Annotated in this window: 12 protein-coding genes; 6 read left to right on the top strand and 6 right to left on the bottom strand. The window is 67.4% G+C overall.

Translation table 11 applies throughout. From position 1 onward, the window contains the following. Position 1 precedes the first annotated feature (1 nt). Together JOD65_RS03660 and JOD65_RS03655 are read right to left on the bottom strand one after the other, a co-directional pair. The gene (locus JOD65_RS03660; protein WP_191193705.1) at positions 2 to 574 is read right to left on the bottom strand and encodes a CGNR zinc finger domain-containing protein; all 573 of its coding nucleotides are present in this window, start codon (positions 572 to 574) and stop codon (positions 2 to 4) included. A gap of 217 nt (positions 575 to 791) precedes the next feature. Continuing rightward, complete coding sequence (locus tag JOD65_RS03655; protein WP_191193706.1) at positions 792 to 1,433, bottom strand: M23 family metallopeptidase; 642 nt, start codon at positions 1,431 to 1,433, stop codon at positions 792 to 794. A gap of 135 nt (positions 1,434 to 1,568) precedes the next feature. On the opposite strand from JOD65_RS03655, the gene JOD65_RS03650 reads away from it, so the two are divergent. After that, the gene (locus JOD65_RS03650; RefSeq protein ID WP_191193707.1) at positions 1,569 to 1,967 is read left to right on the top strand and encodes a SpoIIAA family protein; all 399 of its coding nucleotides are present in this window, start codon (positions 1,569 to 1,571) and stop codon (positions 1,965 to 1,967) included. Between the two features lie 291 nt (positions 1,968 to 2,258). Here the strand turns inward: JOD65_RS03650 and JOD65_RS03645 are convergent, their stop codons facing one another. Together JOD65_RS03645 and JOD65_RS03640 are read right to left on the bottom strand one after the other, a co-directional pair. After that, entirely contained in the window at positions 2,259 to 3,074 is an 816-nt protein-coding gene (locus JOD65_RS03645) for an ABC transporter permease (protein WP_191193708.1), read from the bottom strand. Next, positions 3,071 to 3,970, bottom strand: coding sequence for an ABC transporter ATP-binding protein (locus tag JOD65_RS03640; RefSeq protein ID WP_191193709.1), 900 nt, complete (start codon positions 3,968 to 3,970; stop codon positions 3,071 to 3,073). The genes JOD65_RS03645 and JOD65_RS03640 overlap by 4 nt, the downstream gene beginning before the upstream one ends. A gap of 943 nt (positions 3,971 to 4,913) precedes the next feature. Between JOD65_RS03640 and JOD65_RS03635 the strand changes: the two genes are divergently transcribed. From JOD65_RS03635 to JOD65_RS03615, 5 genes are all read left to right on the top strand, one after another. Continuing rightward, on the top strand, positions 4,914 to 5,351 hold the full coding sequence (locus tag JOD65_RS03635; protein WP_191193710.1) for a hypothetical protein: 438 nt from the start codon (positions 4,914 to 4,916) through the stop codon (positions 5,349 to 5,351). A 6-nt stretch (positions 5,352 to 5,357) separates the two neighbouring features. After that, a complete protein-coding gene (locus tag JOD65_RS03630) occupies positions 5,358 to 6,557 on the top strand; it encodes a collagen-like domain-containing protein (RefSeq protein WP_204810934.1) in 1,200 nt (399 codons plus the stop codon). A 956-nt stretch (positions 6,558 to 7,513) separates the two neighbouring features. Further along, the gene (locus JOD65_RS03625; RefSeq protein ID WP_191193711.1) at positions 7,514 to 7,711 is read left to right on the top strand and encodes a hypothetical protein; all 198 of its coding nucleotides are present in this window, start codon (positions 7,514 to 7,516) and stop codon (positions 7,709 to 7,711) included. Positions 7,712 to 7,781: 70 nt separating this feature from the next. After that, positions 7,782 to 7,997 carry a hypothetical protein gene (locus JOD65_RS03620; protein WP_191193712.1) on the top strand — a complete coding sequence of 72 codons (216 nt, stop codon included), beginning with the start codon at positions 7,782 to 7,784 and terminating at the stop codon, positions 7,995 to 7,997. Next, on the top strand, positions 7,994 to 8,569 hold the full coding sequence (locus tag JOD65_RS03615) for a hypothetical protein (RefSeq protein WP_191193713.1): 576 nt from the start codon (positions 7,994 to 7,996) through the stop codon (positions 8,567 to 8,569). The genes JOD65_RS03620 and JOD65_RS03615 overlap by 4 nt, the downstream gene beginning before the upstream one ends. Positions 8,570 to 9,138: 569 nt before the next feature. Here JOD65_RS03615 and JOD65_RS03610 read toward each other — a convergent pair. Both JOD65_RS03610 and JOD65_RS03605 read right to left on the bottom strand, forming a co-directional pair. Further along, positions 9,139 to 10,362 (bottom strand): HNH endonuclease signature motif containing protein, encoded by a 1,224-nt coding sequence (locus JOD65_RS03610; protein WP_191193714.1) that lies wholly within the window; start codon positions 10,360 to 10,362, stop codon positions 9,139 to 9,141. A 250-nt stretch (positions 10,363 to 10,612) separates the two neighbouring features. After that, positions 10,613 to 12,193, bottom strand: coding sequence for an MFS transporter (locus tag JOD65_RS03605; RefSeq protein WP_191193715.1), 1,581 nt, complete (start codon positions 12,191 to 12,193; stop codon positions 10,613 to 10,615). Between the last annotated feature and the right edge of the window lie 137 nt (positions 12,194 to 12,330).

The raw sequence follows: 12,330 nt of genomic DNA, 5'->3' as shown, positions 1-12,330 counted from the left end.
TCTACGTCGCAGCCCGGCGACGGGCACGCAACGCCCGGCTCTTGGCGCGGTTGCCGCAGCCGTACTCGCACCACCGGCGCGACTGGTTCTTCGAGTGGTCGAAGTAGGCCCACTCGCAGGCGTCGGACGAGCAGATCTTCAGCCTCGGCCAGGTCCCGTCGCGCGCCGCCTCGTGGGCAGCGATGCCGATCCGGGCCAGTGCCGCCTGCACGCCCGGGCGGCGCGGCTCGAGCCGGGGCCCGTCCTCGCTCCAGGTCAGGTGCACCTCGAGACGCTCAACGGCGGCGCCGAGCCCGGTGATCGGGTCGCTGCGACCGTCGTGGTGGGCCACCAGTGCCGCGCGGAGTACGGCGCGCAGCTCGAGCGCCTGGTCGAGGTCGCGTCTGCTGGCCCGCACCGACCCCTGGAGCAGCCCCTCCTCCTGCAGGTAGGCCGTCAGGCCAGCCGCCGTCACGAGCCGGTCGACCCCCGTCTCGCGGTCGTCGGTGTTGACGAAGTCGCGCACCACCGCGATCGGTCCGGGCGCGTCCGGGCGTGGCAGGTCAGGGAAGCGGGAGATCACGACGTCAGCCACGACACCAGCATAACCATTTTGGTGGTTGCGCCTCACGCCGTTACCGGCGTAAGGTCTTTGCCAGTAACGCGACGGAAGGAGTCGTGATGAGACTGCCGATGACACGTGAGGTCGCCGAGACGCTGACCGAGGTCGCCTCGACGCCGCTGCTCCCACGAGGACGGAGCCGCGCGGAGGGGCCCCGGCGGTGGGTGAGGCTCCGTCGGCCCCAGTCGCGCTAGCGCCGACTCGAGCCGTCGGCCGGCCCGACCTCGACGATCTCGCCGTTGCGGGGCAAGCGACCGCCGAAGGTGATCGGCACGGCGGCGGCGTACCGGACGTCGGGGCGGTCGATGGCCTGGAGATGGACATGGGGTTCGGTGCTGTTGCCCGAGTTGCCGCACCGCCCGAGCACCTCGCCCACCCGCACCCTCCGGCCCACCTGCACCTGGACGCTGTCGAGCTGCAGGTGGCACACCGCGACCACCGGCCCGTCACCCAGCTCGATCAGGACGTGATTGCCGGCCAACGCCTCCAAGCCCGCCGCGGCTCGGCGACGCTGGGTGAGCGCATAGCCCACGGACGGCAGTCCGCGGAACGACGGGTGGTCGACCACCGTGTGGTGCACGCCGACGACCACTCCGTCGACAGGGGCGAGGACGGGCCGCCCGAATCCGGGGAACCGCTCGGCCGGCTCGGGGCGAAGCAGCGACGCCACAGTGAACGGTGCCGTCCGCCCTCGCTCGTCGACGGGGACGAAGTCGATGGCGTACGACGATGCGAACAGCGCGGTGCCGTGGCTGGGCACCCGGTTGGCGGGACTGTTCTGCGTCAACCACCGTCCCTCGAACGGGAACTCCAGATCGACTGCCGTCGTCATTCGTCCTCCCTAGCACGCGTCTCGCGGCGGTAGGACGACCAACGGGGCCGCGGGTCACCGGCCATCTCGTCCGCAAGGGGTGATTCGGGGCCATGCTGGCGCAGCTAGCGTCGCCCGTGAAAGGAGAGTGATCACGTGATTCGGGTTCTCAGTGACTTGCCCGCCGGCGTTCTCGGGCTCGAGGCGATCGATGACGTCGAGGAGCAGGACTACCGCGATGTCCTGGTTCCCGCCGTTGAGGAGGCGATCGCGGAGCACGGCAAGGTGCGCCTCGTCTACGTCCTCGGCCCGGAGTTCGACGAGTACGAAAAGGAAGCGGTGTGGGAGGACCTCAAACTCGGTGCGCGCCACGCGTCATCCTTCGAACGCATCGCAGTCGTCACCGACGCACCGTGGGTAGGTCCGGCGATGAGGGTGTTCAGCATCCTGTTTCCAGGCCAGGCGCGGGCCTTTCCTCTCGCCCAGCGGGAGGCCGCAACGCAATGGGCGGCAACGGGGGACGTGCCCGGATCAACCAACGAAGGGAGCCGCTGACGGGGTCATCCGCTTGGCGAGTCGACATGCACGGACAAGCCAGCGCGTCCCAAGCGGCGGAACTACGCGGATATCGGGCGGTGTCTCACTCGATGCCCAGACGTGCGTCTGGTCCTGAACGAGATTGACTCAGCGAACCTGTAGGGGCGTGCAGGGGTGATGTCGCAGATGCACTCGCGCGAGCAATCTTCGCTCCAGCAGGGTGAACTGTTCCCGGGTGGGCAGATCGACCCCGAAACGGGGGTATCCGGCGCTCGGGTGCGCGCCGGACACCGTCGTCTGTGTGCGTGGCTACTTGATCTCGGAGCGGCGCAGGGAGAGCAGCCCGACGACGAGGGGAACGACGATCCAGATGATCGTGGTCGAGCCAAGCATCGCCCACTCCTCACCTGTGTCCATGGCGCCCTCGAGGAGCGCCACCTGCGTCTCGTTCCAGTCGATCCACGGCTGCAGGTCCTCGAACCACGAGCGCACCTGGGCCAGGAGGACGAGGATGCCCGGCAAGACCAGCGAGACGACGAAGTAACCCACGATCGCGGCTGCAGAGTTGCGCAGCACGACACCGAGGGTGAAGCCGATGGCCATGCCGATCAGGTTGAAGAGCACGAGCTGGGGCGCCATGACCCATGAGATGTCCCACACGGTGTCGACGCCGGCGAGTGCGGAACCGGCCACGTTGGCGAGGGCGCCCACCGCGAATGCGAGGGCCACGGAGCCCAGGCCCACCAGGAGGGTCGCGGTCGCCTTGGCGCCGATCACGCGTCCGCGGCTCGGCACCAGCGTGAACGTGGTGAGTCCGCTGCGCTGGCTCCACTCACTGGTGACGGCCAGGATCGCGATCATCGGCAAGATCACCGACATCGGAAACCCGCTCGCCCTCGTGAAGCTTTCGTAGGTGACGTCGCCGTCGGGAGCAAAGATGATGACCGACCCGGCCGAAATGGGCGTGAGGACGCCGATACTGACCAGCAGCCAGAACCCCGAGCGGGTGGTGAACATCTTGCGCAGCTCGACCTTGACGAGCCGGGTGGCCGGGACGGGACGGGCAGCCCGGCGGACCGGTGCGGCATCCGCCGTGAAGGTCGCAGGGGCGATCATGGAGGTCATGCCGCAACTCCTTCGCGTTGTGTGTCGGCAGTGAGCGACAGGAACATGTCTTCGAGCCCGGCGCGCTCGGCGGACCGGAGTTCGGTGAGGGCGATGCCCGCGGTCAGGGCCACGGCTCCGACCCGAGTGGCATCAGCATCGGTGCGGACCGACCCGTCCCCGGCGAGCGTGCTGGGGATCCCGGCCTGCTCCAAGGCGTGGGCGAGGTCGCGCGGTGACGTCGAGCGGGCGAGGGTCCCGGCGGCGGCCAGGAGCTCCTCCTTGGTACCGGCCGCGACAATCTTGCCGTTGCCGATAACGATCAGGTCGTCGGCGATGACCTCGACCTCGTGGAGCAGATGTGAAGACAGCAGCACCGTGCCGCCCTGGCTGGCGAAGCCGGTCAGCAGGTCGCGCATCCACCGGATCCCCGCAGGATCGAGCCCGTTGGCGGGCTCGTCGAGGATCAGCGCATTCGGGCCCCCGAGCAGTGCGGTGGCAATGCCTAGCCGCTGGCGCATGCCGAGGGAGTAGTCGCGCACGCGGCGCTTGGCCTCGGTGGGGGTCAGGCTCACCAGCTCGATCATCTCGTCGACCCGGCTGCGGGGCAGGCCCATGGTGTCGGAGGCGATGACGAGGATCTCGCGTCCGGTGCGACCGGCGTGCTGGGCCGAGGCGTCGAGAAGGACGCCGACCTCGAGGCCGGGGTTGGGGAGGTCGGCGAACCGTTCCCCGTTGATGGTGGCCGAGCCGGACGTCGGGGCGGTCAGACCCACCATGACGCGCATCGTGGTGGACTTTCCGGCACCGTTCGGGCCGAGAAAACCGGTCACGCGGCCGGGCTTGGCGGTGAAGGAGACGTCTTCGACGGCCGTGAAACCGGCGTACCTCCGGGTCAGGGACTCAACTGTGATCATGGCTCAACCCTCGCGACATCGCGTCGAGCGCGTATCGGTTGGATGGCCAGTCTTGTCCTGACCGAAAGTACGAGGCCGGGACCGTGTCCAGGCCGCTAGTGCTGACATTGTCGACTCTCGAAGCGCACCGGTTGGCCGCCCGGATCTGTTCGGTCCTTGCAGCAGCGAGCTCCGCCATCGATCGCCACACACCCTTACCCCGCTGGAGTGTGTGCCGAGAACAGAGAGATGGTCTGGCTCAACGCGGCGGACCGAGCGCTCCGCCGCAACGCCGCAACGCCGCAACGCCGCAACGCCGAGCATTGAAGTACCTGTACACCTTGACCGCCATAGGCCGGGCGAGGCCGACTGGCTACGGCCGCGATACCTTGCCAACACCTTCGGTTACCGCTGTGGCGGAACCCCGAAGCGGCTGCTCGGAGCGGAGCAACTCAGTCCTGGGAACGGAATTCCGGCGTATGCGTGGAACGGTGAACGCAGCTTCGAGCCGATGTGTTGCGTTGACCGCCTGAGCCCGCGGCAGATCCGGTTGTCGGCTCGCGCGCGGATAGGCGGCGGAATGACCGTGTTGAAGATGATCCCCGGCGCACCTCGCTGCACCTCGCACGCGCTCATCACGTTCGGACACGACGCGACGAGGCACAAGACAGTCTTGGCAGCCGCCTTTCTCGCGTGATCCAGCCGCAAGGCACGCCAACTCCGTAAGCGGGAAGAGCCACGTGGGAGGAGTCCGATCTTGATATGCGCGAACCTCCGAAACTCGGTGTGATCGCGGGCGGGGTCGGTGCTCCCGTGCATCGCCGAACCGGGCCGAGGCCAATCTGGACGGTGCACTCCGCCGACGCCTAGAATGACCGGTCACCCGACTAGGTGCGGGAGTTCCCGAACATCTGTCGATTGGGTGTCTTTGGATGCTGCATTTTCGTCTAAGGGTGGATAAGGGATGACTGTGCACCGTGCCTCCTCAATGAGCCGCGCAACGGTAGTTCTGCGCTACCGCGTCCCCATTGCGCAGCAACGTGACTTCGCCGAGCGGATGGGGGAGATTGCCCGCGCAACGCTGAACGAAAGGCACAATCGACGCCTGAGCGATGTATCCATGACCCTTCTGCAACCCGTCTTTGGCACCGAACCGCCCACGTGGGAGTTGCATATCGACTTTCCGTCGCTCCAGGTGGCGGGATTCTGGGTAGACCACCTCCACGCGGTGACTTTGCCCCCACAGGTGGGCGCTGAGATGCCAGCGCAGCATATTTTTGCCGCCCTGCGTTCACCGGTTCTTCAGGTGGAGTTGGTGACCTCAGAGGCTTTGCCGATCTATCGGTCAATCGAGCTCGCAGTCACGGACAAGTCCCCGGACGCTGGCGTCGGCAGGACCTGACTGGTCGTGAGCTTCCACGTCCCCTATAACGCCCCAAGTTCGGGGCCTAGCACCGAGCCAGACCCTCCCAGCTCGTGGGCCCGCCGGGCGCTGGACCGGCTTCCCGAAACGGCAGATGTCGCGCGTTGGTCGGCGGTCGCCTTCGTGGTGTACCTAGGTTTACGCATCTTTGCTTTCTCCGGCTTTGACCGCGAGACGGCTCTCGAGGTGATCCGGCAGCAGGGAGTCAGCGGCATCGCTGAGGCTGCTGTGAGTGCCCTAGCCATCGAGTTGATGGCCCTCGTGATGATCGCAGGGATCGTCCTTGCACTTCACGGCTTGGCGTCGGAGTCGAGCTGGGTCACCGCCGCAGGGGCGGTCGTCGCAGTTGTAGGCCTCATGCTGTCGCCGCTGACCTTGACCGCGCTGGTGGCCATAGCCGTTGTGTTGGCAATCCTCGCCCTGGGCCGGATGGCAGCGATTCCCAAGGCGTGGGCATGGCTGGCGGTGCTCTCGGCTTCGGTCGTGGCAGCGCTCGTGCTCACTCCCCTCGTGACCAGCCCTTGGCTACCGCACGAACGACTCTTGACCGCAGAGGGTGCGGCCTACGACGGGTACGTCGTCGGCCAGGAAGGAGAGTTCACGGCCGTGCGGCTATCGACGCCGAGCGTCCCCTATGAGGAGGGCGCAGTGGCCCTCGTCGATACGGTGCGGTTCAGACTGCTGTGTCGGCTGGGCAACGACTGGAGGGATTTCCGATTCGACGCTCCTTCCCCGATACAGCTGGTGTTCGGCAAGTCAAGGACCCAAGAGTGCGTAGACCTCCCCTCCTCCGATCGATCCCCCGAGGTCTTCCCAGGCGGCGCCCTGGCGTGTGTCGGACAGAGTGGAGGCCTAAGGTTCGTCGCGCTCGAGGATCGCTGCGGTGCGCGGGAATTCACGGTCAACCTAGTTGACGGCGAGGCGGGTTCGCAGGGAGCAACCGGTGACAGAGGCCCCGACGGAGACCGGGGCCCTCGGGGTGACAAAGGCCCCGACGGAGACCGGGGCCCTCAGGGTGACAAGGGACCGCGGGGTGACCGAGGGGAGTCCGGCCCCCGCGGACCTCGTGGCCCGCAGGGCGACCGCGGAGAACCAGGTCCGCGGGGCCCTCGCGGTTTCCCTAGCGATCCGGCAACTTCGCCTCCCACGTCCTGTTCCGGTGCTTCCCGGACGGCTGGCTGCTAAGTCGGCCCGGCCCGAGGCGCCGGCGTTCGCGTGTGGTCGTCGATCTGCTGTCAAGGAGCCCTTCCGTTTGGTGAGCCGTCCCAGCACGTCCCGCGAGAGACACTTCGTCGAAGAAGCCAGACTCCCCGGGCGACCGCACCACGACAGGGACTTCGTAGACCTGGCATGTGCCGACGATTCAACTCGGCTCGCAGGCGGCGGTGTGACGCGGGTCGGATGCTGATCAGGCGCGCCGAAGACGATCGACGCAGGAAGTAGACCGGCCTAGTCGAGCACGTCCTTGAGTCCGGTGCCGATCCGGCGGTATCCTAGGGCCAGACGGAGCGTTCTGAGCCGTCGCAGAACCCGCGATATGTAGTCTCGGGTACTCGCCTAAGCCGGAGTGTTAGGCCCGAGGGTTCTGCAGGGGACAAAATTTCATAAGTCCGTTTCATTCAACTAGCACAACCCCGGCCAGTGCTAGGACTCTGGATGGAGCGTACCTATGAACGTTCTAGTTGTCGTAATGGCCGCGCTGAGCCTCAGCGTCCCCTTCATCGCCTGGCTGACCTTTTGCGCTTGGGTGATTCGAACTCGTCCCGATGATGGGGCGCGGCTCATCGAAGCCTCGGGACGAGCTTTCCCCGGGACGCTCCGACGCCGCATCGAGCGGCCGGCGATCACAGAACTCCTGCCTTCGCAGCGTTCGCGGCGCCAAACTTTGGCCACTGAATCGCCTCCCGTCGAGGATCCCGAACGCGAACGTGCTTCATGATGCCGCTCGCCAGCGATGACTTCCGGAGTCGTGGCGGTTTGACGCACCTTGATCGCGGCGACCACCCGAACTGCGGCAAGTCGACCTGCGCGCGGCAATCGCCGCTGGCGGCGCTTGACGGGCTCAAGGACCAGTTCGCATCGCTCTCCCAGTCGGTTGCCAGCGCGTTCAAAAGGACGTCTTCGACGGCACGCTCGCCGAGATGTTTGCTGGGCTGGCCGGCAACAACGGCACCCTGCAGAAGCTCCTCGGCGCCTTCCAGACACTGAAGGACGCTGGCGCTTCCGAGGGGTTCATGTCGAGCCTGTTCCAGTCCCGCAACAACGAGATCGCCTTCGGACTCGCCGCCTCAGGCGCACCGGCCATGCAGGCCAAGGCGGGCCAGCACGTGAAATCCTGAAGGGGGTATGCGATGATTATCAGGCAGGGACGACTCTCACCTTGGTCTCTGCCGGGGGTAGGAGGCATCCATGAGTTTCGCGTTTCAGGCATCGTTTGAGTTGAGCAGCGGTCACTCGCGCACGCGTTCAATGAGTCACTCTGATGCTGAACTGCTGCTGTTTGAACTGGAAGCCAAGCGTGCATACGGGGCTCGAATCGGAGCCGATCAGTCCCTTGAGGAGCGATCGGCACGCGCCCGACGCAATGCGGACAAGACGCCGCTCACCAGCACCAAGCCCTGGTGAGCCCACTCGCCGACTGGCGGGTTGCGCAGCACTCTGATCGAGGCGCCCTCGGCGTTTTTGAGTGCGCCATACCGCCTAAGCCGATCAAGAATGCCGCGACTGGCTACAAGTTGGACCACCCGCGGATGTGGGAGTACGAGGTCCAATCCTGGATTAGAGGCCTTTCCTCCAAGGTTCCCTGCCGCCCGCCGATGCGCGTGTACGTACTCGAAGACGAAGTCGGCCTCGCTGCTGTCATCTGTTGGACAGAGCTGGAAGGGCCGGCGTGGGTCCACGTTGACGTGATCGGAGTTGCGTTGCGACACCGCCGGAGCGGCGGGGACGTGGCTCGAGCTGTGATGAGGGCCGCGTTCCAGGAAATGGAATCGGCGGCGCTCGACATCGGGGCAGGCGAGCTTTACATCGAAGGCGAGATCTGGCACGAGAACGATGCGAGCCAAGCACTCGCAAGCGACGGCAAGTTGCAGATGGTGGTGAAGCACGAGACGGGAGCGCAGACTTGGTCCTTGCGCGTCGCCTTGGAGGGTGCTGAGTTCGATGGCGAAGGCGAACTCGACGCTGCTAGAAACTGACCAGTCGTAGGCACGTCGGCGCAACGTAATTGGGACCTGCCGCATTGAGCTCACTCTGGCATCGGAAAGTTCTCGTTCGTCAGCCCACCCTCTGGCATCTGAAGCTTGGTTCGATTGACCCCGCGACCGGTGCGCGTTCCAGGCCCTGATCGTGAGCGCCAGCCCCTCGGTTTCCGCCACTGATGCGCAGCCGTGTGACTCTGGCAAATGGTCCGTCAGCGAATATCGGGGCGGCCGCGTTGTGGAAAAATATTGAAGCGTCGGCCATGAGTGAGACGGCTCTTCGGAGCGGGCCAGGTGAGGCCGGCGTTGCGTAAGTCAGGAACGTCTTCAAGCGAACCTTCAAAGGAGCTTCAGTCGGTTGAGCCGCGCAACCCGCGCCTCGAACTTGTGGGATCCGCGGCTCCGACGCACCCCGCGTCAGACCCGCATCTCAGCGGGGTGCGCTCGTCAGGGTTGCGGGTGGCTCATGGACTCCCATGCCGGACGGCACCGGCATGCGCGGCGGTTCGCAGCGCCTCTGAGACGCGCCCATTCTGGGCGCTTTGAACCACCTGCCCCGCGTCGGCTTACGTCCGCCTGGCGAAGGTGACCTTGTTGTCGGCGTGGATGGTCATCGCGTAGCGGGAGTCGTGGGCGAGACGGTGGTGGCGGGGGCAGAGGAGCCGGCCGTTGGTCAGGTCAGTGAGGCCGAGGCGGGACCAGGGGTCGTCGTGGTGGGCGTGGCAACCGGACGCCGAGGTCTCGCAGCCCTTCGCGGTGCACCCGCCGTCGCGGAGGCCCAGAGCGATGCGCTGGGCCTTGGTGAAGAGCCGCGCAGTGCGTCCGAGATCGAGCGTTTGCGACGAAGTGCCGAGCACGGCGGGGATGATCCCGGCCTCGCACGCCAGCCGGCGCGCCTGGCCGGCGGACATCCGTGAGCCGTCGTCGAGCACTGCCGTGGCGTGCTCGGTCAGCAGCTGCTCCAATGTCATGGTCACCACGACCGTGGCGTTGACCCCGGCGGTCTGCGGGGTGGCGGCGATCGGGTAGCGCTCGACGTACTCCACGAACGCGTCGCCGAGCCGCCTGCGCAGGGGCTTCCAGTCGCCCGACTCGTCGCGCAGGCCGGCTTCGGTGTGGCGGGCCGGGTTGGCCAGCGCCAGTAGGTGCCGCTTGAGCATCGCGCCCACGTGGGAGGGCACCGTGAAGCGACCGTGGCAACGCCCCTTCCCGTCGTCGACCATCGTGAGCTCGACGCCGGCAGCAGACCGGGCCTCCTCCGCGGCCAGCACGGACTCCTCCTGGCACTCCCCCACCTCGGGGGCTACGACGTCCAGGATGCGCTTGCCGATCTGTCGCAGGTCGCGGGCGTCGTGCTGTCCGGCGAGCTGCAGCATCGTCGTCTCTGCGAGCCCACGCGTCTCTGCGTCGATGTGTGACGGGAGGGCGTCGACCGCCTCCCCGATGACCCGTGCCTGCTCCGTGCGCAGCTCACCCGACGTGAGCGCGGTGGCGACCGCCGGGTGCTGCTCGAGAGTCCGGCCGAGCGCCAGGTCGCGTCGCGCCTCGCGCTGGGTCGCCCGCGTCTGCATCGCCAGCCACGCCGCGGCGTCGCGGAGCCCGTGCTGCTCACCCAGGTCGTCCGACGCGGAGAGCACCCGCGCACTCAGCGCGTCGAGCTGCGAACGGGCCTCGGCCAGCGCCACCAGCGCCGACTCCTTCTCCGTCACTGCCATGAACGTGGGCTCGATCGAGGCGACACTCTTGAGCGCGGCCTGGAGGTCAGCGGCACACCCGATGATGGGATGCACTGGGGCCACCTCCTCGCACGCGCTCACTGGACACCGCCCGGGTCCGGGGCGGAGCGGTGAGGCATGACTGGTGGCACCGTTGCCAGGTCGTCACCCGAGAGCCGCACGGCATCCCGTCAGCACCAAGACGGGTTCTATGGGCGACTGTCCTGGTCCCGGGATCCCCGTCACCTCAGACTGGGGATCCGTTCCGGACCAGCGTGCTAGCACGATCGTACACCTGTTCGAATACGACCGCAAGGGTCCAGGCTCAACTCAGCCCCACGTCCTGATCCGTCGCCGACGGCTCGGGATCCGGCAGCCGCATCATCCGGAACGAGACGACGACGCCGACGAGAGCGGCGAGAAGCGCGACGAGGAGTGCGACCTGGAGTGCGAGGTCCCGGGCGTCGTCGTTGATGGCGAGGACCTCGTCCTGGATGTCCTCGGGCTGGCCGGCGAGGAGCTCCTCGAGCTGCGCGTCGCTCATCACCTGCGCGTCGTCCTCGAGCACCGTGGCGACCCGCTCCTGGTCTTCCGGCGGCAGGACAGTGCTCGACTCCGCCATGTTCGTGAAGGAGGTCGACAGGGTGGCGAGCATGATCGCGCCGGCGAAGGCGAGACCGAACGACAGGCCGAACGACCCGGTCGCCGACGTCACGCCCGCGGCCTCGCCGACCCGTTCCTCCGAGAGCGGGGCGAGGGCGTAGTTGTTGAGCTGTGAGGCCAGGAGGCCCAGGCCGGCACCCGCGAGCATGAGCGGGACCGCCAGGTGCCAGCCGGAGTCCGCCCGCGGCACCAGGAGGATGAGGCCGGCGATCGCCGCAGCGAGCAGCATGAAGCCCGCTCGGATGGTGCTGCTCGCCCGCCGCCGCCCCGCCTGCTTCCCGGCGAGCAGCGCGACGCCGAACATCGTGAGCGACAGCGGCGCGAGCGTGATGCCCGCCTGCAGCGCGTTGTAGCCCCAGACCAGCTGCAGGAAGATCGGCAACGCGATGAGCAGCCCGCCCAGTGCGACCTGCTGCAGGAAGATCTGGGTCACGCCGGTGCTGAACAGCTTGGACGAGAAGAGGCCGGGATCGAGCAGCGCCGGCCGGCCGGACCGCTTGCGTCGGCGCAGCCACCACACGAGGCCGGCCATCGCCACGACGCCGATCGCGAGGAGCAGCAGGACGTACTCGCCGCCCTCCTGCCACGCGAGGACGCCGATCACGAGGCCGCCCATGCCGACCACCGAGAGGGCCGCACCGGGGAGGTCGACCGACCGGTCCCCGGTGTACGGCACGTCCCGGATGCCGCGGCTCCCCAGGAGCACGGCCCCGATGATGAGCGCCTCCAGCAGGAACCCGACGCGCCAGGACAGGACCGTCGTGACGAAGCCTCCGAGCAGGGGACCGATCGCGGCGGCGATCGCCCCCGACGCACCGACCAGGGCGAACACCTTGGCGCGGGTCTTCCCCTCGAAGTTCCCGTGGATCAACGACTGCATCGCCGGGAGGTAGAGGGAGGCGCCGAGTCCGCCGAGGATCGCCCAGAAGACGATGATCGCCGCCAGGCCCTGCGCGAAGACCATCGCGATCGCCCCGACGGCGTAGAACACCATGCCGAGGACGAACGCGCGCTTCCGCCCGAACAGGTCACCGACCTTGCTGCTGATGAGGATGAACGCGGCGGACACGAGCGCCTCGATCGCCACGGCTGACTGGACGCCGCTCACGGTCGTGTCGAGGTCCTCCACGACGGCCGAGATCGACACGTTCATGAACGACGTGTCGATGACGAAGACGAACATCGCCGCCGCCAGCAGGATGCCCTGTCGGGGCGTGCCGCCAGCGTCTTCTGCAGGAGCCATGGGATCACCACGCCGTCGGTGCCGTGGCGACGTCCGAGCATCGCCGAGGAGATCAGTCGCACCCATCGTGGAGCGGGCACGCGCTCCCCGGCATCACCCGCAGCGAAGGACCGCCGGCTACGCGCTCGTCGGCGTGC

It is taken from the genome of Nocardioides cavernae (genome assembly GCF_016907475.1).
Lineage (GTDB): Bacteria > Actinomycetota > Actinomycetes > Propionibacteriales > Nocardioidaceae > Nocardioides > Nocardioides cavernae.
This window is presented reverse-complemented; position numbering and strand designations above follow the sequence as displayed.

Bases quoted from the DNA above. Each gene is read 5' to 3' on its own strand.
- JOD65_RS03655 (WP_191193706.1), bottom strand. From the start codon at position 1,433: ATGACGACGGCAGTCGATCTGGAGTTCCCGTTCGAGGGACGGTGGTTG.
- JOD65_RS03645 (WP_191193708.1), bottom strand. From the start codon at position 3,074: ATGACCTCCATGATCGCCCCTGCGACCTTCACGGCGGATGCCGCACCG.
- JOD65_RS03640 (WP_191193709.1), bottom strand. From the start codon at position 3,970: ATGATCACAGTTGAGTCCCTGACCCGGAGGTACGCCGGTTTCACGGCC.
- JOD65_RS03635 (WP_191193710.1), top strand. From the start codon at position 4,914: ATGACTGTGCACCGTGCCTCCTCAATGAGCCGCGCAACGGTAGTTCTG.
- JOD65_RS03625 (WP_191193711.1), top strand. From the start codon at position 7,514: ATGTTTGCTGGGCTGGCCGGCAACAACGGCACCCTGCAGAAGCTCCTC.
- JOD65_RS03620 (WP_191193712.1), top strand. From the start codon at position 7,782: ATGAGTTTCGCGTTTCAGGCATCGTTTGAGTTGAGCAGCGGTCACTCG.
- JOD65_RS03605 (WP_191193715.1), bottom strand. From the start codon at position 12,193: ATGGCTCCTGCAGAAGACGCTGGCGGCACGCCCCGACAGGGCATCCTG.